At 39.0% G+C, this 25733-nt stretch carries 21 protein-coding genes and 1 pseudogene; 8 read left to right on the top strand and 14 right to left on the bottom strand.

Annotated elements, in window-relative coordinates:
• The first annotated feature begins 22 nt into the window (after positions 1–22).
• Positions 23–1027, top strand: a complete 1005-nt coding sequence (locus AQ505_RS12465) for a chloride channel protein (protein WP_197286371.1) — start codon at positions 23–25, stop codon at positions 1025–1027.
• A gap of 232 nt (positions 1028–1259) precedes the next feature.
• Here AQ505_RS12465 and AQ505_RS12460 read toward each other — a convergent pair whose 3' ends face one another.
• Both AQ505_RS12460 and AQ505_RS12455 read right to left on the bottom strand, forming a co-directional pair.
• Entirely contained in the window at positions 1260–2771 is a 1512-nt protein-coding gene (locus AQ505_RS12460; RefSeq protein ID WP_062548482.1) for a sensor histidine kinase, read from the bottom strand.
• Between the two features lie 284 nt (positions 2772–3055).
• Positions 3056–3361, bottom strand: coding sequence for a hypothetical protein (locus AQ505_RS12455; protein WP_231635087.1), 306 nt, complete (start codon positions 3359–3361; stop codon positions 3056–3058).
• 143 nt (positions 3362–3504) lie between these two features.
• Between AQ505_RS12455 and AQ505_RS12450 the strand changes: the two genes are divergently transcribed.
• A complete protein-coding gene (locus AQ505_RS12450) occupies positions 3505–3813 on the top strand; it encodes a hypothetical protein (protein WP_062548481.1) in 309 nt (102 codons plus the stop codon).
• 34 nt (positions 3814–3847) lie between these two features.
• On the opposite strand, the gene AQ505_RS12445 is transcribed toward AQ505_RS12450, so the two are convergent.
• The 8 genes from AQ505_RS12445 to AQ505_RS12400 form a co-directional block, all read right to left on the bottom strand.
• Positions 3848–4831, bottom strand: a complete 984-nt coding sequence (locus AQ505_RS12445) for an ISAon1 family transposase (RefSeq protein WP_062548480.1) — start codon at positions 4829–4831, stop codon at positions 3848–3850.
• Positions 4812–5177 carry an ISAon1 family transposase N-terminal region protein gene (locus tag AQ505_RS26920; protein ID WP_062548479.1) on the bottom strand — a complete coding sequence of 122 codons (366 nt, stop codon included), beginning with the start codon at positions 5175–5177 and terminating at the stop codon, positions 4812–4814. Before AQ505_RS26920 ends, AQ505_RS12445 begins: the two co-directional genes overlap by 20 nt.
• A 326-nt stretch (positions 5178–5503) precedes the next feature.
• Positions 5504–6655 carry a macro domain-containing protein gene (locus AQ505_RS12435; protein ID WP_062548478.1) on the bottom strand — a complete coding sequence of 384 codons (1152 nt, stop codon included), beginning with the start codon at positions 6653–6655 and terminating at the stop codon, positions 5504–5506.
• Positions 6652–8007, bottom strand: coding sequence for a type II toxin-antitoxin system toxin DNA ADP-ribosyl transferase DarT (gene darT, locus AQ505_RS12430; RefSeq protein WP_062548477.1), 1356 nt, complete (start codon positions 8005–8007; stop codon positions 6652–6654). Before darT ends, AQ505_RS12435 begins: the two co-directional genes overlap by 4 nt.
• A 364-nt stretch (positions 8008–8371) precedes the next feature.
• Positions 8372–9553, bottom strand: a complete 1182-nt coding sequence (locus tag AQ505_RS12425; protein ID WP_062548476.1) for a UvrD-helicase domain-containing protein — start codon at positions 9551–9553, stop codon at positions 8372–8374.
• Complete coding sequence (locus AQ505_RS12420; protein ID WP_062548475.1) at positions 9540–11177, bottom strand: ATP-dependent nuclease; 1638 nt, start codon at positions 11175–11177, stop codon at positions 9540–9542. The genes AQ505_RS12425 and AQ505_RS12420 overlap by 14 nt, the downstream gene beginning before the upstream one ends.
• A 225-nt stretch (positions 11178–11402) precedes the next feature.
• A complete protein-coding gene (locus AQ505_RS12415) occupies positions 11403–12116 on the bottom strand; it encodes a hypothetical protein (protein WP_062548474.1) in 714 nt (237 codons plus the stop codon).
• 1583 nt (positions 12117–13699) lie between these two features.
• Positions 13700–13981 (bottom strand): helix-turn-helix domain-containing protein, encoded by a 282-nt coding sequence (locus AQ505_RS12400; protein ID WP_062548471.1) that lies wholly within the window; start codon positions 13979–13981, stop codon positions 13700–13702.
• Positions 13982–14562: 581 nt separating this feature from the next.
• Between AQ505_RS12400 and AQ505_RS12395 the strand changes: the two genes are divergently transcribed.
• Positions 14563–14937 (top strand): Arm DNA-binding domain-containing protein, encoded by a 375-nt coding sequence (locus tag AQ505_RS12395; RefSeq protein ID WP_062548470.1) that lies wholly within the window; start codon positions 14563–14565, stop codon positions 14935–14937.
• A gap of 61 nt (positions 14938–14998) precedes the next feature.
• Positions 14999–16171: a serine hydrolase domain-containing protein gene (locus AQ505_RS12390; protein ID WP_062548469.1), complete on the top strand. Its 1173-nt coding sequence runs from the start codon at positions 14999–15001 to the stop codon at positions 16169–16171.
• Positions 16172–16875: 704 nt separating this feature from the next.
• On the opposite strand, the gene AQ505_RS12385 is transcribed toward AQ505_RS12390, so the two are convergent.
• The gene (locus tag AQ505_RS12385; protein ID WP_062548468.1) at positions 16876–17616 is read right to left on the bottom strand and encodes a CPBP family glutamic-type intramembrane protease; all 741 of its coding nucleotides are present in this window, start codon (positions 17614–17616) and stop codon (positions 16876–16878) included.
• 155 nt (positions 17617–17771) lie between these two features.
• On the opposite strand from AQ505_RS12385, the gene AQ505_RS12380 reads away from it, so the two are divergent.
• Both AQ505_RS12380 and AQ505_RS12375 read left to right on the top strand, forming a co-directional pair.
• Positions 17772–18245, top strand: coding sequence for a DinB family protein (locus AQ505_RS12380; RefSeq protein ID WP_062548467.1), 474 nt, complete (start codon positions 17772–17774; stop codon positions 18243–18245).
• A gap of 173 nt (positions 18246–18418) precedes the next feature.
• Positions 18419–18733 (top strand): HPF/RaiA family ribosome-associated protein, encoded by a 315-nt coding sequence (locus tag AQ505_RS12375; protein ID WP_062548466.1) that lies wholly within the window; start codon positions 18419–18421, stop codon positions 18731–18733.
• A gap of 123 nt (positions 18734–18856) precedes the next feature.
• Here the strand turns inward: AQ505_RS12375 and AQ505_RS26915 are convergent.
• Together AQ505_RS26915 and AQ505_RS12365 are read right to left on the bottom strand one after the other, a co-directional pair.
• A pseudogene (locus tag AQ505_RS26915) lies at positions 18857–20439 on the bottom strand (outer membrane beta-barrel family protein).
• A 932-nt stretch (positions 20440–21371) separates the two neighbouring features.
• The gene (locus AQ505_RS12365) at positions 21372–22433 is read right to left on the bottom strand and encodes a helix-turn-helix domain-containing protein (RefSeq protein WP_062548465.1); all 1062 of its coding nucleotides are present in this window, start codon (positions 22431–22433) and stop codon (positions 21372–21374) included.
• Between the two features lie 239 nt (positions 22434–22672).
• Here AQ505_RS12365 and AQ505_RS12360 point away from each other — a divergent pair, with 239 nt between their 5' ends.
• Together AQ505_RS12360 and AQ505_RS12355 are read left to right on the top strand one after the other, a co-directional pair.
• Positions 22673–23353, top strand: a complete 681-nt coding sequence (locus AQ505_RS12360) for a hypothetical protein (RefSeq protein WP_062548464.1) — start codon at positions 22673–22675, stop codon at positions 23351–23353.
• Positions 23304–24263 (top strand): hypothetical protein, encoded by a 960-nt coding sequence (locus tag AQ505_RS12355; RefSeq protein WP_157262335.1) that lies wholly within the window; start codon positions 23304–23306, stop codon positions 24261–24263. The genes AQ505_RS12360 and AQ505_RS12355 overlap by 50 nt, the downstream gene beginning before the upstream one ends.
• A 119-nt stretch (positions 24264–24382) precedes the next feature.
• Here the strand turns inward: AQ505_RS12355 and AQ505_RS12350 are convergent, their stop codons facing one another.
• Positions 24383–25729, bottom strand: a complete 1347-nt coding sequence (locus AQ505_RS12350; protein WP_062548462.1) for a Gfo/Idh/MocA family protein — start codon at positions 25727–25729, stop codon at positions 24383–24385.
• Between the last annotated feature and the right edge of the window lie 4 nt (positions 25730–25733).

The raw sequence follows: 25733 nt of genomic DNA, 5'->3' as shown, positions 1-25733 counted from the left end.
AACACATTTAATCAGGAAAAGTATGTCAACAAAACAACAAAAATCATCCGGCACTAAAATCAATATTCAAGTTCGTGCATTTTTCAGGAGTTATCCAGCAATGCCCTATATAGTGAGATGGCTGTGTCTTAGCTCAATAATTGGTGTTTGTATTGGTTCAGCCTCGGCAGGTTTCCTACAATCATTGGATTGGGTTACCAGTTACCGTGAAAACCATCTATGGCTCATTACCATGCTACCCTTTGGTGGGTTAGCTATAGGGTTGCTCTATTATTACCTGGGCAAGGACATAGAGCCCGGCAACAACGCCATTTTTCCCGCGTTTGCGTCTGCAATCATTGCAGATCTGGTAACGAAACTTTGGAATACGCATCATACACACTATCACATCAACCTTGTTCCTGATATTTCTGTGCTACATATCATTTATGCAATTATAGCAGGAATATCATTCGGTATCTGCGCCGCTTCTTTCAGTAAAATAATCCATTTTACCAACTCCATCTTCAAATCAAAAATTACATTTCCTCCTCTACGTCCTTTAGTTGGTGGTATTATCATCGCACTTGCTGTTTGGGCCATTGGCACTACAAAGTACATTGGAGTGGGGATCCCTACAATCGTTGCATCCTTTGACCAGCAATTACCTCCGTACGACTTTGCCGTAAAAATGGCATTCACCGTTATCACTTTAGCAGCAGGTTTTAAAGGAGGCGAAGTAACGTCCTTGTTTTTTATTGGCGCAGCATTAGGTAATGCATTATCTTACTTTATTCCGCTTCCCACTGGACTCTTGGCCGGTATGGGGTTTGTTGCAGTCTTTGCGGGCGCCACCAATACCCCATTGGCTTGCATGGTTATGGCAATGGAATTATTTGGTAGTGAATGTGGTGTATATATTGCCATAGCCTGTGTAGTTGCCTATTTATTTTCCGGACACAACAGCATTTACGGAAAGCAACTGGTTGGCGAACCCAAACATAGCAGATTTACAAATTACCAGGGCAAAAAAATAAACGAGCTATAAAATGATGAACAAAACCAAATAGTAGAAACTGACTTGACCTATAATAGCTAATTGGCTTTTCAATCAATTTAATATCATCAAATTGGGTTCCCACCTACAATGGGTAAGTCAGCACATGCGCCATCCTCTATTAAACCTAATGCGTGAGGATACGGATTTCCCGGACTACTCAATTTCAACAAATAAGCATTTGTTGAGAGTTACAGGCTTTCTGTTAATGAACTATACATGATTAATCGATAGCAGGCAGCCGAAAATGAAAATCACAACCAGTACCTTTACTATCTTCTAGCCAGATTTCCCCATGATGACGCCTAATGATCTCGGAACATAAAAACAGACCAATACCGAAACCTGCCGAATTTTTGACATGCGGATTCTCGATCTGGCTAAAGCGCTCAAATACCTTATGTCTGTCTTTTTCAGCAATCCCACAACCCTGATCCATCACACTCACTTCCACATAACCAGGCTTTTGAAAACAGCTCACTGTAATGGATTTGCCAAGAGGAGTAAACTTGACCGCATTCGCAACCAGATTAGCCAGCAAAACCCCAATTTTAACCCGGTCTGCCCTAACCTTAAGCGTCTTACACCCCTGCTGAACAAACTGGAGCCGCGGCGCGGTAACCCGAACTTCATTCAAGTGCTCAGTCACCAGTTCCCCCAGATCAAAATCTGTCAAATCCAAATCAAACTTACTAGCTTCCAAACGTGATATATTGACAAAACTATTGATCATACTCGTCATTTTCCTGATTTGAGACAATGCCATCCCCATCATTTCTGCTAGACTTGTATCCGCTTTAAGTTCAGGTCTCCTGCTCAGCAGTTGCAGCAGCCCATTGAGTGAAGTAAGCGGTGTTTTAAGTTCATGACTGGCCATAGCAATAAACTCATTTTTACGGATCAGCTCCATTTTCTGCCCCGTGATGTCCATCAGCGTTCCTTTAAGTATTGTGGAATGTCCTTGTATATCCATCATCACCCTTCCTGTTAAACGGATCCAACGATCTTCATCGGATTTTAAAGACCTTATGGGATACTCCAGCTCAAACATTTCCCCAGAATCCATGACTTCCTTTAAACTCTGGTCTACGGACTCTCGGTAATCTTCCCTAACCAAGTCAAGCGCCGAACTCAGCGAAACCTGCGCTTCAGCCAAACCATAAATTTCTACACCTCTCTCTGAAAAACTCAGCGCACTGCGGTCTGCTGATAACTTCCAGGTGCCCAGTTTAGCAGTTTCAATGGCCATCAGGCATTCCTCATTACTGGAGGCCAGGGCGTGATTTGAATCTTTCAACCGCTGGGTGGTATCCTGTAGCAATTGCTTGGCAGATACCCTATGGGTCACGTCCTGTGCAGTAACCAGAATCCCGATGATCACCCCATTTTCCGCAAAGATGGCCTTATAGGTATAATCTATGAATATCGAATAAGACTTGCCAGAGCTGTCATTCAAGGTCAGTAAAACCTCCTCATCCTTATAACTATCCCCTGTCTTAAAAACCTGATGAATCTGCGCTAAAAAAGAATCATTGGTCTCAGGAAAAGCCGTGGTTAATGGCAATCCAATCGTTGCGACAGACCGGTCACGCTTCCAGAGCTCAAACATCGCATCATTGGCAAAATTGATAATAGATAAATCGCCCTTCAATACAGCAATCGGAATCGGTAGCAGATTAAGTACCTGTTCGTTTTCGGCATATGACAGCAAGACGCGGTCATCAACATTCGGCATAAGCTTTCAAATTAAATAAGCAAAAACTGACAATGAAATTAGGTATAGGGCCAACACACATATGCAAATATAGTTTCAAAAAAAATGAAATAAAGCGATCCGGCAGCTATTTTAAGTAGGCTTGAGCAATCCCTAGCCCAACTGTCCCCCCTATTTTAAAAAAGCAGCCAGAAAAATAAACTAATTTTTCCTGGCGCTAAACAAATCTGCATTACTGTCGTTTGTAGTAATCTGCGGCCCGACCGGCAAAGCTCGACCTGGATAAACCGAAAAAAGCAGTTAGATTAACCTGCCTTTAAAGTCAAAAACTCCATGAGATGTTGTTCCAGCAACTCGGTATTGTAGGTACCATCTGTAGTGTGGTCAGTAAGTTCGAGACTATTGTCCCCGACTGTAATCGTGTAAGCGTTTCCGTCAATAATTTCCGGGAAACTAATATTCACAATATCAGCAACGCGAGCAAATTCCACAGCCAGGTTGCTACCAAGCTGCTCATTCACGTAAGCAGGAAATTCCATTTTTAAAAGCTCAAATAAACTTTCAGGGCTTAAAGGTTGTACATTGTCAATTGCTATCATAGGTTTTTCCATAAGCTTCCAATAATGGTGCCCCGAAATCATAAACCATCAACCAGCTGCCAAAGGCAGATAATGAACGGCAGCTTTCAAAAAGTGTACGATTTAGACTAACTATTTCGGCTGGCAGGTGTTTACTCTCTAAACCACAACAGGCAATGCAGCAAGAAGAAGAAATATTTAACGTATCGGTAGCGATCAACATCGGGCTTGAACCCTTAACATTCACCATCACTACCTACTATCCGGCCCCTGACCCAAAACATGAACGGAACTACCGCGTGACTCGTGACAACAAAACACTTGGCGTCCTTCATCAAAGTGCTTTTATGCCCTCCTTCGTTTTTTTGTTAAAATCAGAGGCAAAATTTGATGGCCAAACAAGTGGTGAAATAAAAAATTCAAACAGTGATTTTTATATTTTCTATCAGGACAATGTTACAAGAAAAAAAGAGGGTGTAGAATAGGGCATAAAAACGGATCATGTTCAAAAGTTGTGGACTAGGCAAATAATTTTGTTAGCCTAAACAGGAAAAAGTTTATATCTCCTACTCCTCTGAACTGGCTTCTGAACCCCTTTATTTTAGCATTGAAAGATTCGGCGGATGCATTTGTACTTCTGTTGTCGAAGTAGTTCAGTATCTTTTTGTGATGGAGTATTACCGTTCTGGATACGGTATTGAAAGCCTTAAAGCCAGATTGCTCTACTTTTTCGTTCCACTTGGCTAGCCTGGCAAAAGCATAGATCTTATCTGTTGTTGTACTGAATATCCATGAGAGTTCTTGGCTGAGCCTGTACGCTTTTTCAATATCAGGATATCTTTCAAATAGCAGTTTCGCTCTTTGTTGCTGATCGTTAGACCATCTATTTTCATTCTTATACAACAGATATCGGCTTCTTGCCAACAGTTGCTTAACCGTATCCCCATTTTCAAGTATCTCTGGATTGTACGGTTTTTTGTCTTTTTTGGCGAGTTCTATCTGTAGGTTTTCATCATCTATTGCCAGCCAGCGGTATTTTATCCTGATCTCCTGGAGCGCTTCAGTAGCCAGTTGCTGTACATGGAACCTGTCGATTACCTGAACGGCATTGGGAAAGCATTTCTTGGCGATAAGCCCCATGTTTCCGGCCAGGTCCAAGGTTATTTCACGTACTTTATTGCGTATCCTGGAAGGGACCTTCTGTAGTACGGGAATGATGTTGTCGGATTTTGTACCGTTTAATATCGCTACAATAGTACCCTTTTTACCGCGGGCGCATTTGTTGGTGACTACGGTATAAAGTTCTCCATGGGACAGGCAAGTCTCGTCTATGGAAAGATGGCCACTGATATTTTCGGGGAAGACCAGTCCAGCGGTGGCATCATTCCTATGTTTCCAATGCTGAAAACCACTTAGCTTGTCCCTATAATATCTTCTTAATCTACTGGCTTTTACCCCGTAAAAAGAGCTGATCGTATGGATGCTATGGGCTTGGGTATCCACTGATAGCTTTTAAAAAAGCCGCGAAATCACTTGTGATACGCGTCCCTTTTGCCACCAGTTCCCAGTTCCGGTAAACCACCTTACCGGTATCCTGGTTCAACCATCGACGGCGTTTAATATGAAGATAGACCTCTTGTCCACGAATGGGGAAGTCCTGCAATATCACTTCATCAAAGAAACCTTTTGAAAGGAGCTTATTGGACTGGTATTCCATGGGAATCGAGTTCAGCTCTTCAAGATAGAAATGGATACCGCTATCGTCTTTTTTATGACTGGAAAGTTCGAAATAATCAGATACACCAACGGGGATGATCAATGGAAGCAGGGCTTTAAAGGATTCGTGCACGGGATAAAATATTATGAAACAAATATCCTATTTATTCATCGAGTCCACAACTTTTGAACATGATCCATAAAAACCTTGATATTCTTTGCTTTTCTTTGATATGACTAAAACGAAAAAACCCTCTAAACTGTGACATTTAGAGGGTTTTTGATAGAATTTGACATCTATGTTGTCGGGGTGGCAGGATTACCTCCGCTGCGCTCCAGTGATCCCGTTGGAGGGGGTGAATCAAACCTTAAGCCTCATCCCGACTGCGTCGGTAGGGCTTTGTTGTTTCTCGCTCCGCTTTAAGATTTGCTTCTTACCTAGTCTTAAGCAGAGTTTGATCAATTGGAAAGGCTTGATAGCATTCCGGAAAGATTGAGTATAGATGACACCTTGTCCCTGCCGAGCTTAACTGCATTGAGTGTCTCCAGGAAGGTTGGTTTGATGTTCCAGAAGTTGAGATAGAAATATGGCTTTTGCTGTTCGACAAATTCTTTCTCATATTTCTCAAAGAAGGAAAGGTCTTCACTGGAAATCAGTACAGATTTCGCCATCGCGAGCCTAAATTTCAGGCCTTTGATCCCCTCGATCGCAGACCAAGACTGCTTAGGTTTGCTCAAAGAAATCACCAGCATCCTTTCCTCGTTCCACTGCCCAAGAATGTCTTTACGAAGTTTCAGGTTAAGTATTCCATAGGGTGCCATCAGAATGACTTTGATTTTTTTATCCAGCAATTTGCCAATGAGGTCGATTTCAAAACTTGAATTATAATTCATCAGGCAAACTACGTTGCTTTCTGAGGGAAGGGTTTCTATAAGTTGCATGGCGGCAGCCCTGTCCCGCTCTGCCGCCTTTGAGTTAACTAGTATGGACAAGATGGATTTATTTTCTAGGAGTTTAGTATTTCCCTTAACGTAAATCTCTGCAGCAGATTTCCCGGTAAGTTGTCTTGGATAACTGAGATCACTGGGGATCAATGTATTGATATTTTTAGCCTTTAATTCTGCTTCCAGTTCGGGAGAACTTTCAACTTTAGTAGAACTCTCTGGTTCAAACACGATGATTCGCATACTTAAATTAGCCAGCTGGTTTTCTATCATTGGCCGAACTTGTCCCCAGTCAAGTCCCCCATGACCACATCCCAACGCTGGGACAGTGATCGATGCAGGTTTGGTTTCCTGAAGATATTCACGCAACCAGACCAGCCCTTTTTCTACATATTCGTATTCCGAAGGTTTTTTCCAATGATCTTTGGTTGGAAAGTTGATGATGATTGGAGAATGATTGAAAAATTCCTGGTCTTTCCAAACGTGGGGTCTACCGATTTTCACCCTTCCAAGCTTACATTCCCGCACATATTCATCGAACATTTTGGGAAACTTGTTTTTAAACTGCAAAGCAGCTCCAGCACCCATCACGCCAACGCAGTTTACAGTGTTGACGCGGACTTCCGCATCGTAATCAAAAAAATTTCCAGTTACAAATTCAATCATTCTATTCCTGTTTCTTCTACTATACTTTCGATAAATCTTCTTATTTTACCATCAAAATTCCATTGCCATTCAATGTTAAGCGCAGCTACGTCTGCCCGGTTTAAGACCGACAACATTTCAAGTTCAAGCCTGGTTTGAATGATATCTTTCAATTGCTGCTCATCCCTCCCAGGTGCTAAAATTTCCCCAATCAAGTCATGGTATGATACCAGTAATATAATCATTCTGACTTGATACTCTGTCAGCTCCTCTACATCTTCATACAGGAACCTGGCGACCATTTCTACTCCGTCTGCCGGATGATCAGGGTAAGCAGTCTGAATACCATCCTTCCATTTACTTGCCGGCCCCTTCCCAATGTCATGCAAATATGCAGAAAGTTCCAAGATGCATTGATTTTCCGGGCTCGAATTTTTGTAAAAGTCGCTCTTCAACACATTTTTAACAACACGTTGAGTATGGTCACTAACCGTTTCACGATGTATTACATTGTCAGTTTTTAAATTGTATATGCCAGCCAATTCTTTAACCGCACAAAAATCTTCCTGAATTTTCTTTAACGCTTCGTATATATCTTTAAATTTAAATGTCTTCCCCGTTCTGCTATTTATGTCTTTGCAGACTTCTTTGATTGCCTTTTTAACCGTTGACTTTAAAATTCTAGGTCCTGTAATGAGGGAATAATTCTCCTGCCCCTTCACCATAAATTTGAAGAGGAAAAATCTTTTTCCCCTAAATTCTGAATAACTAAAAGCCGGAGGCTCGAGGCCTGCATCTTTATACATCTTTATAATTTTATCTTTTATATGGTCATTCCAGACGATAATGGTTTCAATTCTATCGATGGGCAAGTTATTCCAAACGAGAACTTCGGCCATCCGTTGATGGCGGTGATCGTCAGTGCCACGGCCCCATTTCTTCTCATCGATAGCAGCCCAGTTTAGTTTGTCAAGAGATTCTGGATCTGCATAAAAATTAGGCGGCATGGCTGTATTAGCAGATGCATCGGTAAATACTGTACCTTTCTCTTCTAGTATTTTAATAGGAACAGCAAAGAAAATCATTTCGTGCTGGTCTACATTCTTGCTGTTAATGATACTAACAAACATTGGATTAATTGCTCCCAGATAAAAAGGAACGTAATCATGTACCACCCCACCGGGGCCGCAGGTGACTGTCATGGTGTGGCGACGCTCCTGGATACCTTCCGCTGCGACATTAAAGTGAAGCAGACCCCGCGCGACTTTCTCGTTTGTACATAAAAGTCCGTGTTCAAGAATAGCTGGCAAATTGTCGATGTGTGTAAAGTGGTACATGTATCTGTACGCATACTTAGCTGGTATTTTACTCATTAGTTTGGTTTGGTTAAGAATCGTTAAATGTTTACTCGCTGAATTGCAGCGAATCCCGCTAAAAGTTAAACAATTTCCAGAGAATTTTTAACAAAGTTTAACGAACTGATTTTGTGATTTATTTACCGGTAGCCTTTCGAATGAGCCTATTAAGTCTTAGGTGGATATTTCAGGGAAAATGGTCACTCATTCCGCTACAAACTGGTTCTTCCCCACTTTTACCGAAATATACAACCTGAGTCATAATTTCAATCAATAACCATATTTCAACGACCATAGACATACTCCCAAACAGACATTTTTTTAATAATTGATATCCTCACGGCGTTAATTAAAACCGTCAACCCCATAAGTATTAAAAAAACTAATCGCTCTCAAAAAGTGTAGGGTTTCTATTAGTTAAAAACGACCACTTTGAAATTCCATCTATAAAATTTCCCGAAGTATCTTCACATAAAAATGCGACGCTATATCTTGCACGGGTAACTGCTACATAAAGCTTGGCAATGTCAAAAGCCTTCTTTTTTTTCTGCTGAAAAGTATGTTCCAACAAACCATCCCGCAGATATTTTAGCATACCTGCTGTAGGATATATTAACACCCTGTCAAACCCCAGCCCTTTACAAGCACCAAAGTTCCATTCGTTCTCGCCTGATAATTGATAGCGCAATACAGTAGGACGGAATTTCAGGGTATAATTTTCCAAGTCTTTAGAATTGACCAAAAAAACTCCCAAGTGATCGTTTGCTTCAATACGGCAATCTTCGCATGAACAAGGCTTGCTTACTTGAAATGCCGGGTAAAGCCTGGAAGAAAATTCACAGATGGGTAAGTTATTTCTATGGGAAAATGTCAATGTTTCTTCATCAACGCAACAACGACTTTTGCATTTTTCCAAAATAAAATCCTTGATATTGCCATCTTTGAACTGACTATTCTTCTTCTCATTGTGGGTAAGGTAAGTGACCTGACGCGGATCCCCAACCATAAGCACTCTTGATTTGCTTTTAAGCAATAGTTTGATAAACTCCAAGTCATTTCCTGCTAGGTCCTGAACCTCATCAATAAAAATATCCGTGAAAATGTTCGAAAATCTATTAATTACGCTTCCTTCGGATTTTTGGTTTGCTCTGACTACAAATTTTGAAAGCTTATCGGAATACAATTTGTTACCAGAGGTCATGTAGTGATTCTTAAAATCTGTTTCCTCGCTAAATATGACATTTATACCGGCTTTGGTAGTGTATTTGACACCAGATTGTCCACTGACCAATATCATACCATTGATTTTTTCTGGAAATAGCTGGCCTTGGAAGGGCTTAACTCCATGCTGGATTAGCAGCGAAAACCAAGTTTGAATGGTGACATGAGCAGGAATACATTTATGAAGCTGCATAAACTTATTCTTAATTTCCTGTTCATTGGCTTCTGTATATGTTGTAATCAATACCTGTCCATTCCTGACCTTCATCGCCTGATTGACAAGGTAAGTTGTCTTACCTGATCCTGCCACCGATATGATCAGCCTATTATTATGCGATGGCATTGAGGATGTATAGCGGGAAATTAATTTTTTCCCTAGTATCGAAAATCTTTAAAGCACATTCCGTCTTATTGCTCTTCATATAAATGTGAAGATCATGCTCAGTTTTGTTTAGTTCTAAAATTTTGTTGAGCAACTCAACGGAATTCGCCTTGACAAACTTTGGTTCCAAGGTGTTGTAATTAAAAGACGAACCATTGATTTTCAATGCTCCCTGATCAACAGTTTCGTCAAAACAAATCTCAATATTCGGCCTTTTATTGTCCCCAAGGTATCGTTCGTATTTCTTTCTAAGTTCCTCTATCCTTCCATCATTGTCTGTTACAATACGAACCGGCTTTTTGATTTTTTCTGCTATTTGTAGAAAACGAAGAAAACTAGTCCCAACAGAAATCACATCAATTCCATCTTGAATTGGCAGTCTCCCCCTGTTGCGGTCCATGTAGGCCCGCTGTACCAGCAGTTCGTCACAATCTCCTTCCACAAGAATTGCCTTTTTACAGAGAATCATGCGGAGGGTATCATAACCCGGTATTTTTTCAAAAAAGCGTTGAGTATCTGTGGATAAGTCATCAAGTCGAACCTGTAACTTATTGTCTATCAGAATCAGGCTATCCAGACCTAGCTTATTGGCAACGAAACTACTGTGAGTAGATATCAAAATTTGCTTTTCCGAGCACTTATCATGAATATCTTTGATGAGCTGGTTCAACTTAGCATGAGAAAGGTGATTTTCAGGCTCTTCCAAAAGTATGATATTGGCTTCTTTTGATTTTTTATGCTCTAAAGCAAGCTTGGTTTTAATAACGGCCTGCTCGCCTTTGCCAATGTGATGGAAAGGTATTTCATTAACACATGCTAAGAAACCAGATTCCCAGGCATTTGTAGAAGATAGATCCACGGTCAATGCTACATGCTTATCATATTGAGTCTTCCTCGTAATTTCCCCAATGCTTTGATTCACCCTTCTCACAGAGTCGTCTAGTAGAAATTCACCTTGCAATCTCCTGTGTGCATGAGTGAGTTCATTCTTTTGACGTTGATCCAGATGATTTTTAATGATATGGGCCATATAGACATCTGATCCATTATTATACCGGCTGCTACTTGAATCAATAAGGGCAGACTTTATGGGAATCTTCCTAGGTGTAACCGGTTCCCGGGCAAAAGTATCCCAATTAATTTCATAAAATTCTATTGGTAGCGCATTAACTGTACCTTCGGAAACATAATCGTTATATTCCTCCTGATATCTTTCTGAAAGCGCTATAGACATGCATACCCCAGATGCACTACGCCGTATGCTGTTTCCATCGCCCTGAAATAAAGGAAACTCGCCACCGAAAAATAGTTCTACAGTAATTTTTGGAGGTTGGATGGGATGACCAGAATTTAAACTATCTAAATACTCAGCTACCGCTGAGGCATTGAAATAGTGTTCGGACAGGTCATTTTTGAAATATCTACCGTTGGACAAACCAGATAGAGTGAGGTGTATAGCTTCGAGGATGGTTGACTTACCAGCCTCGTTATCCCCCACCAGTATATTCAATCCATTTTTAAGCTCAAGTGTAAATTTCTGACGAAAAGACTTGAAGTTCGTTATTACAACTTTTTCAATGTGCATGACAAATTAATTTTTCTCGGAATTCTTGTCCCATTTCGCGAATTCTTGAATAACCAAATTGCACATTTTTTTTCCAAAAACCTACTGGAATGAGTTTGAGTAAAAACGGAGTCATTTATTTTTTCTTTATCTATTGATTAAAGAAAAAATAATATGAACCCGATCCGCCAACGAAAACCGGTTCAAAATCAGCAAAGATAAGTTCATCACCCTATTCAATATCTGCTACCTACTTGCAGGAAACTTAAAAGAACCTTGAGTCTTTATCATTTCAATTTCGTCCTGAGAAACGAACCTAATTGATCCTTCAAGCAAAAACTCCCAGGTTGAAACGACATCTAAAGGCATGCTGCTCCAATAATTAGCAATATACTCAGGCTTAGGGTCATAAAAATAAGAATCATACCACCTGTTATCTGCTTTATGGAGACCAAAATTGTCTTTAATCTCAACCTGAAAAACAAATGGTCTCCACTCCAATTGTGTTAGCATATTTTGAATATTTAACCTACCATTATAATCTTCATCGTCCTCAGCAAGATACAAACATGTTAACCTCGATGGTATCTCTGGAGCCAAATCACGCCTGTACCTTTCAAATTCTAGCTCGATGTCAGCCTTTTTCAAAATCATGTTCATCTCCTCTTCGGACATTGGCATACTATTTTGGTTATTCTTTAGTTCAATTCCTTTCCTGATTAATCCTGCTTGAACTAGCAAGGCAGCCCGTGAGTTGATTAACCCTGTAAATATTTCATCAGCTTTGTTTTTAAGTTGGTCAAATGGTATAGTGTAATAATCCGATCTGCTTCCACGCACAAACAAAGAGGCATACATCAACGAGCAAAGGGTTTCTGTTTCCCGAATGTTTTCACATTTAAGCTTATCTGTAAGATAAATCCCGTGTAAATAAGTAGTTTTATCAATCTCTTTTTCCATACAAGCAATAATACATCAGCAAAGAGATTTTTTAAAGGCTAAATAAAAATTAAGCATTTAAAAATTTAAACAGATTTCTATCGGAAACAGTTACAAAAAGAAAATATCCTCATGTAACTTACCATGATTAAATTGAGATCTTTTCCAAATTCATGAATTTGCTGATAGGCTGAACATCTTTTAAATCGATAACCAAAGGAATTTCACGGAATCCCAATAAATAACTGAGTTTAGCCCAGTCTCTATGCCAAAATCATACATTGGAGCTGTTGAGACAACTCTTACAAAGTCATTCCCTTAATTATTAGATCACCCGAAATGGGATATTGGCAGTATCACTTTTTCTCGGATAAAAATACATAAAAAAAGTGTCCTGAATAATCATCGAGAAACACCTCTTTCTAACTCATCAGTTTCGTCATTTTTATCCTCAGCTGAGTAATCCGACAAAAGTGATCACCTATTCCGGTTTTAAACTGACGTTCTATTCCACTACAAACTGGTTCTTCGTCACTTTTGGTGAAAACTATAATTTAAATATCATTGGGGTCAGTAGGCTAGTTTTTAAGCGGCCTTTTGACGAATCAGAATAGCTATTTAATACTGAACGATTAAATTCTTCACCAAAAGTGACTAAGAACCTACAAACTGACCATCTATTTTCGGGCCAAAGTGGCCATTTAGACCTATGCAAACCAATTTTACTAGCCAAGTATGGGGTACATGGATCTTTTGCAAAACCGCAAATCCTGACTCATAACCAGATAACTTATCGAGCTCAAATGCTAATACTTCCTTGGGTAATTTGAATTCGGTAATTTCTTCCAAATCCGAAAAATTTTCGGGTCTTAATTGTTTATAGAATTGTGATGGGCTAATTTTCCAGGATTTTGTTGGTTCATAGGGTATGAATTTCTGTGCATTGCTTTTGTTTAAAAATAACTTTCTTTTGGCTCACATCCTATTTGAAGCACCTTATATGTTCCACAATGCAGTTAAGGAAAACGAATAATTTTATGTTACTCTTTGTTGTCTAATTTGGGCATTTGATTTTAAAAAAGGCACTTCAAAATGAGCTCCAACATGACTATGAACTAGGTTTAGCTGGCATCGCACTCAGCCACTTTTTGCATTTTTCAAGTCATTATTATGCCTACTATCGCACTGAAAAGCACACCGCTAACACATTAAATCGGCATGGCATTCTGCATGGAGCTAATCATAACTTCGGTACTAAGACCAACGCCATTAAGCTAATTACTTACCTCTATCTTGCCCTAGAGTTGGAGCCTGAATTGAAAATACTTTTCAAGAACAAATGATTTATCATAAACGTTGAAAATTTATAACTCCCTACCATCGAAAAAAGATAAGAGGGAAATCTCACTATTTACCAAAAATTTGCTTTAAAACAGTAAAAATTCCTTAAAGGTGTTCTATTAGAATTCCCTCTCCCCCGCTCAAAATCAGAACGGATTTATTGTAAATGTGTTTTTGTTGCTAAATTTAAATACGGTCTATTTGATTTTTAGCAGAACCATTCCAAAAATTAAACATTTTGAAGTATTTATTTAACATTCATATCACCTACCTTCCCTACTTTTACCTTCAACTAATGTGGCGACATCTTCATATTTGTAATACATGAGTCCTCCAATTTTATTAAATTTTAATGTACCAGTATTTCTAAGACTCTGTAACGTTCCAGGTGATATACTTAACAGTTTTCGAACTTCATAGCTTTTCAGCCATTCTTTTTGCTCACTTTGTTTATGTAACTTTTGTCCTGGTCGTCTAAGTTCAGCAAATAGTTCTAATTTGAACATTTCAAGATCTTCTTTAGTAAGTAATTCCAATGTTGCCATAATTTTTCCCTTTTAAATTAATAAAACGAAATTGAAGATGAGAGACTATTAGTTTTGACAAGTCCTTGGGTAGTGGCGAAAATTAAAAACTCAAACAATTTAGACAAACTAGATTAATAAAACGTTGATTGAAAAGGCAGTAATTAATATAAAAAATTGCAATTCAAAAGAGTATTTACTACATTAGAGAAAACACTTGTTCTTTAAAATTGGTCAAATCGAATCAAAATAACTGGTGCCCTTTTCGGTGCCCTCATTGAAATGATGATCAAATATTATTTATATCTTGCTCATTTAGTACCACTTGGAATATTAGGTTATTATCCCAGCGGGATCACAAGATTCAAAATCAAAACGTACAAAAGGCTGTTAATCGCATGACTAACGGCCTTTTTACTTTTACCGGGGTGGCAAAACTCGCACCAATTCTCATAAAAAATTGAGCGATTCGGTGAGTCATTTGGAAAATTTACCCTACTCACCGAATTGCACATATTCAACTAATGAACAGGTAGTTACAAACTGAACATCTTGTAAGCGTTAAACTGCAAAGCTATTTTTGTTTCACCCTTAATCATTAAATGATGAAAACGAACTTCAGCCTGCTTTTTTATCTGAAAAAGCAAAAGAACTACATCAGGGGCAACACCCCTATCTACATGAGAATTACGGTTGATGGTAAACGTGCAGAAATCGCGACCAGCAGGGATTGTAACCCCAGCCGTTGGAGTAAGAGATCCAGCCGATTGATCGGAACGAAAGAAGATGTGAAGATGCTTAATTCCTATTTGGATCAACTGCAAAGTTCAGTTTATCAAGCACATCAGGAGTTGGTAAATTTCGGTATCGGAATAACTTCCGAAGCCATTAAATGCAGGTATCTAGGTAAAATGGATGGCTCGCACACCTTACAGGAGATTATATCACCTTTTTTGATAAAAATTAAAGTGCCATAACAATATAAGATTTTCCTATGTAACAAGGTACTATGCTATGCATCATAGTGTAAATTTTATTATGAAAAAATGCTTTTTTATATTTACAACTATAATACTTAGTTTAATTTCTATTCAGTGCTGTTCACAAACAGAAAAATTGCTTACTGATAATCCCCTCATAGACAAATTAGATATAGCTGTACAAGAAGCTGCAGCAGATTACATGGCTAATCCAGGCACGGTTGGTCTTTCAATCGCTATTTATCAAAATGGACGCAGTTCAATATACAACTATGGTGAATCAAAAAAAGGAACAGGTCAACTAATTAAAGCAAATCAGTTATTTAATTTAGGTTCCGTAGCCAAAACATTTATTGGAGTTATGCTTGCACAAGCTGTTATAGATAAAAGAGCAAACCTACAAGACGACATCCGGAAATATCTCCCAGGAAAGTATCCTAATTTGCAATATCAAGCTCGCCCCGTAAGATTGATTGACATAGCGAATCATACGTCTGGTCTACCGAAGTCATCCAGAAATTTTCCGGCAAAAGTCATCGATAGCATAAAGAACATAAGTCTGCCTAAACAGCTTGATTTCTTTGCGAAGTATAATCAGGATACCTTAATGAAAGATATGCATAAATTCAAGCTTGATACATTGCCCGGTACTAAGTATGAATATAACGGCAATGCCATGACAATCCTTATTCTTTTACTTGAAAGGATATATCATCAACCGTATGAGCTGTTAGTGACAAATTACCTTAAAAGCCACCTTGGTCTCTATGATACAAGAACGAAAATTCCTGTTAACCAGTTAAACCGTTTTATTCAGGGATATAAAGATGCATTACGTCCCGTACAATGGTATGATCTCACAAACAAAAAAACAAATGAGATTAATACTAACCTTTTTTACCCTGGGGGGCCGAGTATGAATTCAACCATGACGGATATGCTTAAATATGTAATAGCTAATGTTGATGAAACTGACCCTGCGATAAGATTATCACACGAGGAAACTTATCAACAAACAGACAGTACTGGTGTTGGCTTAAGTTGGATGATTGGCAATAATGAGGGGAAACACTTTCTTTACCATAGTGGCCGGACAGGTATTGGATTTAGCACACTTTGTGTGACCTATCCCGAAGACAAAGTGGGAATCATGATACTTGTTAATGATAACCTAAGTCAAGATAACGTATCCGTTTTAAGCAACAAGATTAAAATTGCCCTAATGAAATGATAACCGATTCTCATTATTCCCTGTTTTATTTGATCTCCTAAAAAGAAACACTCATATTGTCTATACAACTTATAAAACAGGATTACTAGTAAAAAATTTAGACCCTGATCCTCTACAATTAATCAAGAACTCATTTCATTATTTAAACGTCATCTTTAGTTTTTGATAATGAGTATATGATAAATAAATTGGGTCTGAAAAGGTATACCCAAAACATATATAATACAGAGGAATTTGTATTATGCCGATCGAGACAAATAAAAATACAATGATTTGGTTAAAAAAATGCCCGCTCATGATGTTTAAAAAAAAATAGATTCAGTAGCAATACTTTGAACACAGTTTAAAGCACATTTTAAGGTATAAAGGGCATAAAAAAAACCGGAATCGATGTGTTCGATTCCGGTCAGTACCCCGCGCTGGGGTCAAACCACATAGCAAATTCGTTTTACTTTTTGAAGAGAATAGCTATCTTTACATATTAGCAATTGCAGCTAAAACGTATTAAAAAAATAGTGAGTAATTCAAAGAGTCGAATTACAAAACCGCCCCTAATACTATTTTAACGATAGAATCTCATGATCTCTTCAGCAATATCAGAATTCACCATAGTTCCACTATTAATGCTGAGCAATTTGGTGAGTAAAGTATAGGGAGCTACTTACCATAAATTCTTACAAGATGACACTAAAAGTTTACTTCAATCAATTGATAATTCTATCTTTTTTATACCCGAAATTCTGCTTCCAACTCCACAGAAGTATTGCCCAAAAAACGACCATGATGATAACCCCGTATTTATAATTTACTGTAAACGGAATATTTGTCATCACACTAAAAGAAAAATGAAAACCTAATGCTGTTAACAGACTATCGGTTCGGTTGGTAACTAGCAATGCAATATAACTCCCCACAGTTAGCACCAATAAAAAGATCAACTCTTTTAAAAGATTATAATGATCAAATAAAAAAGAAAGATGCCAGAAATACCATAATATACCAATAGTAAGCGCCTTCATGAAAGTATTCTCCGGTAACAATTGTTGCAAATACCCCCTCCATCCATACTCTTCTCCATAAATATAAATGAGCCACATTAAACCTGTTTTTAAACCCAGTAGGTGAATATCTAGTCCTTCCTGATTTCTTATACCTATCGTGCACAGCACCACAACTGGAGCCAAAACAAAAGCAATACTTCGCCACATTGAGCTGCCGAATAAAGGTAATTTACGAACTACAACCACATCTTTAAATAGTTTTCGGCATAAGAAAGCAGCCAGAAGCGGGCCAAATCCCACCACTAGATTAAGTCCGAATCCATAGGGCAACTTAATAAAGTCCAAATACCCAGGTTCATAAACTCTGAAAATTAGAGATATACCCGTAGCTAAAAAGAAATAGCTGAGTATAATTTTCCAATGATATTTCTGGGTGAATTCCATGCTGCAAGTTATTAAAACTTCTTAATTACATGGCCAGCCCCATAATTAGGCACCTATTATGAAAAATGAGCTGTCAATTTTGAACTTTACTTTGAAAAAGTTACTTTAGAAAACCTCAGTTCTCCTTTCAGTACTAAGGACTTAAACAAACTTAAATGAGTCATGAACGTTTCGAATTTGAAATTTTAAGAGCTAGCCGGACTAGGCTATTGCAATTGATGGAAACAAACAGTTACGAAATATTATTAAAAATTCCAGAGGGCTTTAACAATAACATAATCTGGCAAATTGGTCATTGTATCACTTCCCAACAGAGGCATATGTATATGCGCAGCGGATTACCAATGTATATATCTAAAGAATTCATGGAGTCCTTCAAAATTGGATCCTCTCCCGGTTCTTGGAAGGTTACTCCAGATGTTAATGAGCTGAAACATTTATTGATTGATACAGTTAATAAACTCGAATCAGATCTTGAATCCAGTTTATTTGTCAACTATACCCCTTTTGAATTACCCATCGGAATTCAAGTAAAAAATCATGTCCAGGCATTACAAGCGGCTAACTATCACGAAGCAGAGCATAGCGGGAAGATTTTTACGTATTTGAAACTGCTAGTTAAAGAATGAACTACCCTTGATCGTAAGCCAAACTGAACAAACGCGTCATGGGTATACAAGACATGCCTGTCTATCGAACAGACAAATATAAATTTGAAAATCCAGGAAAGAATTCTATTGAACAATAAAACCAAAACCTGGTTTTATTGTTCAATAGATAGAAACATTTTAACTAAGAGACTATGACTATCCAACTGAACACCGACAAAAACTTAACAATACACCAGGAATACGAAGAAAAAATTAAAAATCAGATCAATGAGGGTCTTGGCATATTCGATGATTTAATTAGCCGTCTGGAGGTACATTTATCAGACGAAAATGGAAGTAAAGAAGGCATAGATGACAAACGTTGTTTATTAGAGGCAAGAATTTCAGGTAGAGAGCCTTTTGCTGTTTCCAGCTTAGGAAATAATTATGATTTAGCCCTTCATGGTGCGATTACCAAGTTAAAAAGCAAGCTTGAAACCATAGCTGGCAAACTTAAAGCACACTAACGTCTAGTCCCGATCGAAAGATCGGGACTAATAATTTTATCCTTCCATTAATTCTCTATCAGTTTAAAGTATTAACCAAATCTTGAATGGATTTTGTTTATAAAAAAGGTCCGCTGATAAAAATTAATTTGCCCTGCCATTTTCTGACTGCCCTGTTGCCTTATTTTTATAAGTGCTGTTTTTCAGTTTACCGAAACTATAAGTGGCCATCAGCCGGAAATAGTTGTTATTAAATGTCCTGTCGTAAAAAATGTCGGTTTCTCCAACACTATAATTTCCTGAACTATTTGTTTTATTAAAGATATCATTTGCCAAAAACTTCAACTTTAATGCATCCTTAAAAAATTCTTTATTAATCCCTACTGTCACTAAAGATCTGCTTCGATATTGATACACTCCTGTAGACCGCTCGCCAAGATACCAGGCTAACAACTCTAACTTAAACAGATCTTTCACCTTAAATGTATTGCTGGAATATAAATACCATTGTGGCCTTGGCGACAGGGATACAAAAGAAAACTGATCATCTATCATTTTGGTATAGGTGAGGCTTAATGTATTTATAGCCGTCCAGAATTCGATACCTGTGGAGACAGAAAGTGCAGCGAAATAAGCATGACTCTTTTCCAGATTGAGGCCTTTTAAGACATAGCTATTTGGTATACTTCCCTTCAAAGCGGCAGCACTATAAGGATCTTTCACATAATTATAACCAACCCTCAAGTCAATTTTTCGGTAATTTGCGCCTAATTCGAAAGAATGAACTTTCTCAGGAATAAGGTTAGGGTTTCCTTCTATCGTTGTAAAGGATCCTGATATACCACAAATGGATTTAAAGCCTGATACCTGGGTCTGGTGATCCTCGAAACGTAAGAAGCACTCAATTTAAGCCGATCAGAAATCATCCTGCTGAGCATTAAGTTCGGAAAAACATTAAAATAATGATCTCGGAGCGCTTGCCCCCCTCCAACACTCGTATTTAATTGGTAATTGGTCCATTCTCCCCTAAGACCCAGTCCGAAGTTAATCTTGCCCATTATCAGGCCGCTGTAATTCAAATAAGCTGCCGGTATTTTCTCTATATATCCAAAATCACTTGATAAGTGCTCATCCGGTCTAAAATCTCCCCCATTCTCCGAAATGTCGAAACCGGTACCAGAATTGGTATTCACATAGCTGAATTTAAGCCCTAGCTCCAGCTTTTCTCTGGCATTGAAAACTTTGGCATAATCTAATTGCGTACTGGAAATCATAATTTCATGTTGAACATCATTTTTCAGGACCCTGAAGCCACCTGTTCCATTGATAAAACTTTGCTCGTCAATGAGGTCATTGATGTCTGAATCGTAATTCGAATACTGACTACCGATAAAAAATACCGAGCCCAGCGTATCTATAGTCTGGTTGTAATTAAAGGTAAAGGAATGATTTAGCCTGCGTTCATTTTTCTTGATGTCGCTGGTATAAAAACGCGTTCCTTCACTCGTGCTAATGTTGTTCTTACTATCTTGACTCCCCCCTTCTTTTTCTAAATTCCCACTATATCCCAAGGAAAGGCTTTTGTCTTTATTGATATTATATTGAGCACCGAGCCCATAATTGGAAACGTTATGAAGTTTCCCATTCCAGTTTGTGGTTAACTCAGATCGCAAATAATCCGCTGCTGAAGGCCGCGTTCTGGTGGTATACAGCTGCTCCCGGTACATCCCTTTAAAAAGACTATAATTACCAACTACAGAAAGTTTTTCTTTATTGTAATTGAGGTCAAACATAGTATTGGTGCTCAGTCCTGCAAATTCAGATGCCGTAACCTGCTGACTGATAGAGGCGAGTATACCTTCTCCAGTATTAGTTTTAGTAATGATGTTAATGACCGCTTTTCCTTCTGCATCATATTTTGAAGAGGGATTAGAAATGATCTCAATCTTCTCTATCTGCGAAGTGGGAATAGAAGACATCCGCTCAGCGGTAATCACTCTGCCATTAAGGTAAATCGTGGCTTCACCTTTACCTATCACCGTAATCTGTCCATCATTGATGGTGATATTTGGAGCCCTGCTGAGGATTTCAGTTAAGGAACTGCTATTCGCAAGTAAGGTATTGGCAACCTTCACCTCAAGGTTACCGTTCGCCATAGACCGCATCAATGGCACCTGAGCACTGACCATAACTTCATTCAACTGCACATTACGAGTTTTAATCACGATAGTTCCTAGATCAATAGCTGCTGTACCACTATATTTCACCTGGATCAAGGTGTCAGCAAAAAGCAGAGAACTTAATTTCAAAGTCACTTCTTTCTGATGAATAGCTGACAACTCAAAGCTGCCGTTTAGGAAACTAACCCCCTTTTTAAAAGTAGGATCCGCAGCAATGTAAAGTAATACATTACCCATGAGGGGTTCATGATTTGAATCAATTACCCTGGCAGAAATGCTCTGGATATTTTGAGCTTTTAATTTTAGGGACGGGAAGAATAAAGTCGAGATACTGAGAAATGTGATCAGCAGGATTTTCATTTGCGAATTGGATTTGGTTTTTCTTTTTCACAAAAATCAACAGTAAAATCTTGCAGCAGGTTCCGGAAATAGGAATCAGGAGTACGGATTTATAAATTAGTACGGGAACCAGGCTACGTTTACTTTTTTAACGTATGCTGTTGATAGCTCAAGGGTGTAGTCCCTTTTAGTTTCTTAAACGCAGCGAAGAAGGTAGACTTGGAGTTAAAACCGACCTCATAACCTATCGATTCCAACGTAAGGCGATGATCCGTTGAGATGATCCTGCATGCTTCATTGATCCTGAATTCATTGACAAAGGTGGTAAAGTTTTTCCCCAGATGATCATTCAAGAACTGTGACAATTGATGGCTGCTTACATTTACCCCCTTTGATAAATCACCTAATTTCAGGTCCGGATTTCTGTATATCGCCTGTTCTGACATAGCTTTTTCCAGTTTTTCCATCAAAATTACTACTTCTTCCTGATTCACTTTTTTACCCAGGTATTTTGTCGGACTGAGTAAAAACAGGTCGTCGGTCTTCTTTCTATACAGAAGCACTGAAATAATCAGGTATAAGATCAGAGAAAAACCAATTGAACCACTGATATAGGACATAAACGGCGCCCGGATCAAGCTTAGAAAGAAGGTCATGAAAATCACTACATTCCCGAAAAATATCATCAGCAGCCAGGTTTCAGCCGGAGTCAATTGCTGCCCTTTGCTAAACATTTTTTTCAGCACTCCTTTGATCACAAAGGTTGAAATAACGATATAGATAAACCATTGCAAATAAATAACCTTACTAAAGTATTGATTCCAGAGCCATGAATAATTTTCATAAGGATAGCATATACCCGTCACCAGTATCACCAGGAATAATGAGGCCATCATCCATTTCCAGGATTCAGGAATTACCTCCAATCCCTTAACCGCGGACTTCAGAAAGCAATAAAGGAAAGGGCCGATAAAAAAGCAGGCAGAAAGACCAATCTGCAGATAGATCTTCGGCAGATTACCATCAAAATATACAAACACTGACTTACCAATCCGCACACTCAGCACAAACAACAATGCGCCCAGAAAATAACTGCTCAAGTATTTTTTCCTGGTGAAGAAAGAAAAGTATAAGCTTAAAATAAGCCCGTTGAAGGCTCCTAGCGCACTAAAAAAAAACAAGAGTTCCTTACCGACGTTCATAAAGGGGCTATAGGTGGTGGTATCTCAAATGTACTGTTTTTTTAGACTGAGATCATATTACCTGACCATTGTTTTTTGGCGCCGTAAATCAAAAGCCGACACCGACACTCATACTCCCGCATCTCTTTACTAACTGTAAATCAAAGCAATAAACACGAATCTCCCCCTGAATATTTTAAAAAACAATAGAAATTTTGATAACTAGTTATTATCTTTAAATTATAAATTAATCTCTTCAAATGAACGCTCAAAACATTGGCCGCTATCTGCGGCAAACCTGGCCACTGTGGACGGTAATCATCGTACTTGTCGGGCTACAGGTCAAAAGTATTTTTAACCGTCCAAAAATCATAGATATTTCTGGTCCAGAATTCAACTCCTATAAAGTAAATAAGAACGACTTAAAGACCTTTCAAAAAGTAGAAATTACAGGACTGCAAGAAGGGCGCAGCGATGATCTTTTGCGATTGAGTGAGGCACTGAGCGGAGCGTCGGCATGCTTAGAAAACATAGATGCAGTTCCAGAAAAGGAAAAAGATGATTACATCAAATTAGAGATCAAGTACACCACTCCTGACAATACCAAGTTCAAGATTTTCACGATGAACATCAATGACCAAGAATATAAGCCCTGTATTTCTCCTGATAAGTTGACCATGTCGGCCTATACGAAAGTCAAACGGCCGCAAACCATCCTCAACCTTAATTCAGTTGTCCGTTCCAGCCAGGGCGATTATGAGTATACACTAGCCATCAAAGCTTTTAGGACCACCGGAAAAAAAGAGCAAATCGGCAGTTTCACAAAGACACAGACAATCAAGGAACCATTCAAAACGGATCCATTTTCAGATCAATTAATCATTAAAACCCGTGAAGATAAAAATAACGATCCTGTTATTGCTAACAGCCCTCAGCCTTAGTACCAAGGCTCAGACAGTCTTTGAAGACGCTAGCGGTGAATCTGTTCTGATAAAGAATGCTGATCTTAAGGACTGGTTTAATATCAGGATCAACACCGCTTCGGAATCCTTTACGCTCTCCTATATTGGTACGAGAAACCTTAAAGATGGACAAGTAAAAAATTCGGCAACTGAAATGATTAGCCGAAGATCAATGTTGGGCTTTGACCTCAAACTTAAAGTCAAGGATGGAATTGGCAATGTTTACAAACAGGGAAAGCTCAACACAGGAATCTCCGCTGCACTAATTTGGGGTATACAGAAAGAGAACTATGACACCAAAACACCCATCTATACCAGACCACGCAGTTTCTATCTAAAAGCAGGACTAAGTTATGACAAGTACGCTATGCTCGATACTTTAAACTATTCGAAGACTGAACTCAAGAAACTTCAGCCCTTTGCCTCATTGAACAAAAATTGGTTCTACACCTCAAAAACGTCCAATGATAATCCGGTTTATAGCCTTGCGGGTATTTCCTTCGGCTATAGGGTCACCAATAATACAGAAGATCTTGATGATGGAATCGGATCCACACTATTGGGCTCTGCACCAAACTATTCGGTAGGTAAACAAGATGCTGGAAAATTGGGCGACTACCAGACCTATCACAGCTTTCCTTTGAGACTCGATTACGGAATACTGCCTCGGCTGTTCGGGAAAAATATTCTTGGAATAAATGCCTTCGCACGCGCGGGCATCAACGAGCCAAAAACACCGATCAACCTGGGAACAGGAGTGTTTTTCTCCAAGGATAACGAACCAACAAATGTAGTAGGTGGCTTTGGCTGGCAGTTTAACAATGTAGTTCACAAAAGCCTGATGTCGAATTCATCGGTGTTTGTCTACATTGGTTATACCATCCAATAAGCGCAGTCAATAAGATCAATATTTATTCTGACGCCATCCTCCATTATAAGGATCAGGAAAAGCCTCACAATTCGCTGAGGCTTTTCCTGTTTTAAGGGTTAAATAATTAAAGGTCCAGGCTAAAAACCACTGTCATTTAGTGCAAATTTTGGCTTGGCATCCTGCCACTTTCCTTTGGTAAAATCAGGAAACTTCTGCGGCATATTCCCTTCTTTCAGAGATTGCTCGGATAGCGGTGTAATGACACTCATAGTCAAGGAATCATAGATATCTATAGGGGTTTGTCTTTTCTGTTTCACCGACTCCACAAAAGCATTGAATACAAACCAGTCCATTCCGCCATGACCTGCACCTTCGGCCAGATGTTCGTACTTTTTCCATAGCGGATGGTCGTATTTATCCAGCCATGTCTTCGCTTTATCCCATTCGTCATAGGTTCCGGACTTCCCTTCTACATAAATAGAATCCGCAACATCCATCCACAAACCTTCAGTTCCCTGCACCCTGAATCCCAAGGAGTAAGGTCTTGGCAAATGCGTGTCATGTGTTAAGGTCACCGTTTCTCCATTTGCACAGTTTAACATGGTCGTAATCAAATCTCCATTTTTAAAGTTCACAGAGAGGTTCTTATTTCCTGGAGATACCTTCTCAATATAACGGTGCAAGCCCTTGGATTTTGAAGCAAAAGAAACCAGGTTTGTAAACTGATTGCCACAGTTGATATTGATGTAATTCATAATTGGGCCAGCACCATGGGTAGGATAAATATCCCCGTTCCGATCGGCATTCCATTGTGTCCGCCATTGTGCCTCACCAATAGTATGAGGACCAAATTCTCCGCCTTTGCCATTAAAATTTACGCCATCATTAAACAGAACAGGTCTCAGGTCATGCTGATATCCGCCTTCCAGGTGAACCAGTTCGCCGAAAACATTGTTCCTGACCATATTTAATACCGCAAGCACATCCCTGCGATAAGAGACGTTTTCGAGTGTCATGTAAGGGATATTTGTTTCCTCATATGCCTTTAAGATTTCCCAATGGTCTGCCACGGTAATGCCTGCAATTACCTCACAGCCCACATATTTTCCAGCCCTCATGGCATTGATCGCCTGGTCCTTATGGAACTCCCATGGTGTCGCAATGATGACTGCATCGATATCTTTACGATCCAGTAATTTCTTGTAAGCATCAATCCCTCCGGTATATTCAGCAGGCAATTTCTTCCCTGCTTTCACAAACTGCGCGCGACAATATTTCAAGGAGCTTTCCTGAGTGTCGCAAATGGCGGTGATCTCCACATCAGAACGAAGGAGCCCCTCACTGATGTGATTTCGACCTCTTAAACCCACCCCAATATAACCTAAGCGGATCTTGTCTTTTGCATTTGCAAATAATGCCTCTGGCATCAAAGTCAGCCCTGCCAATCCTACTAATCCATTGGCACAAAAATGTCTTCTGTTCATCTTT

The sequence above is a fragment of the Pedobacter sp. PACM 27299 genome, assembly GCF_001412655.1.
Classification (GTDB): Bacteria; Bacteroidota; Bacteroidia; order Sphingobacteriales; family Sphingobacteriaceae; genus Pedobacter.
This window is presented reverse-complemented; position numbering and strand designations above follow the sequence as displayed.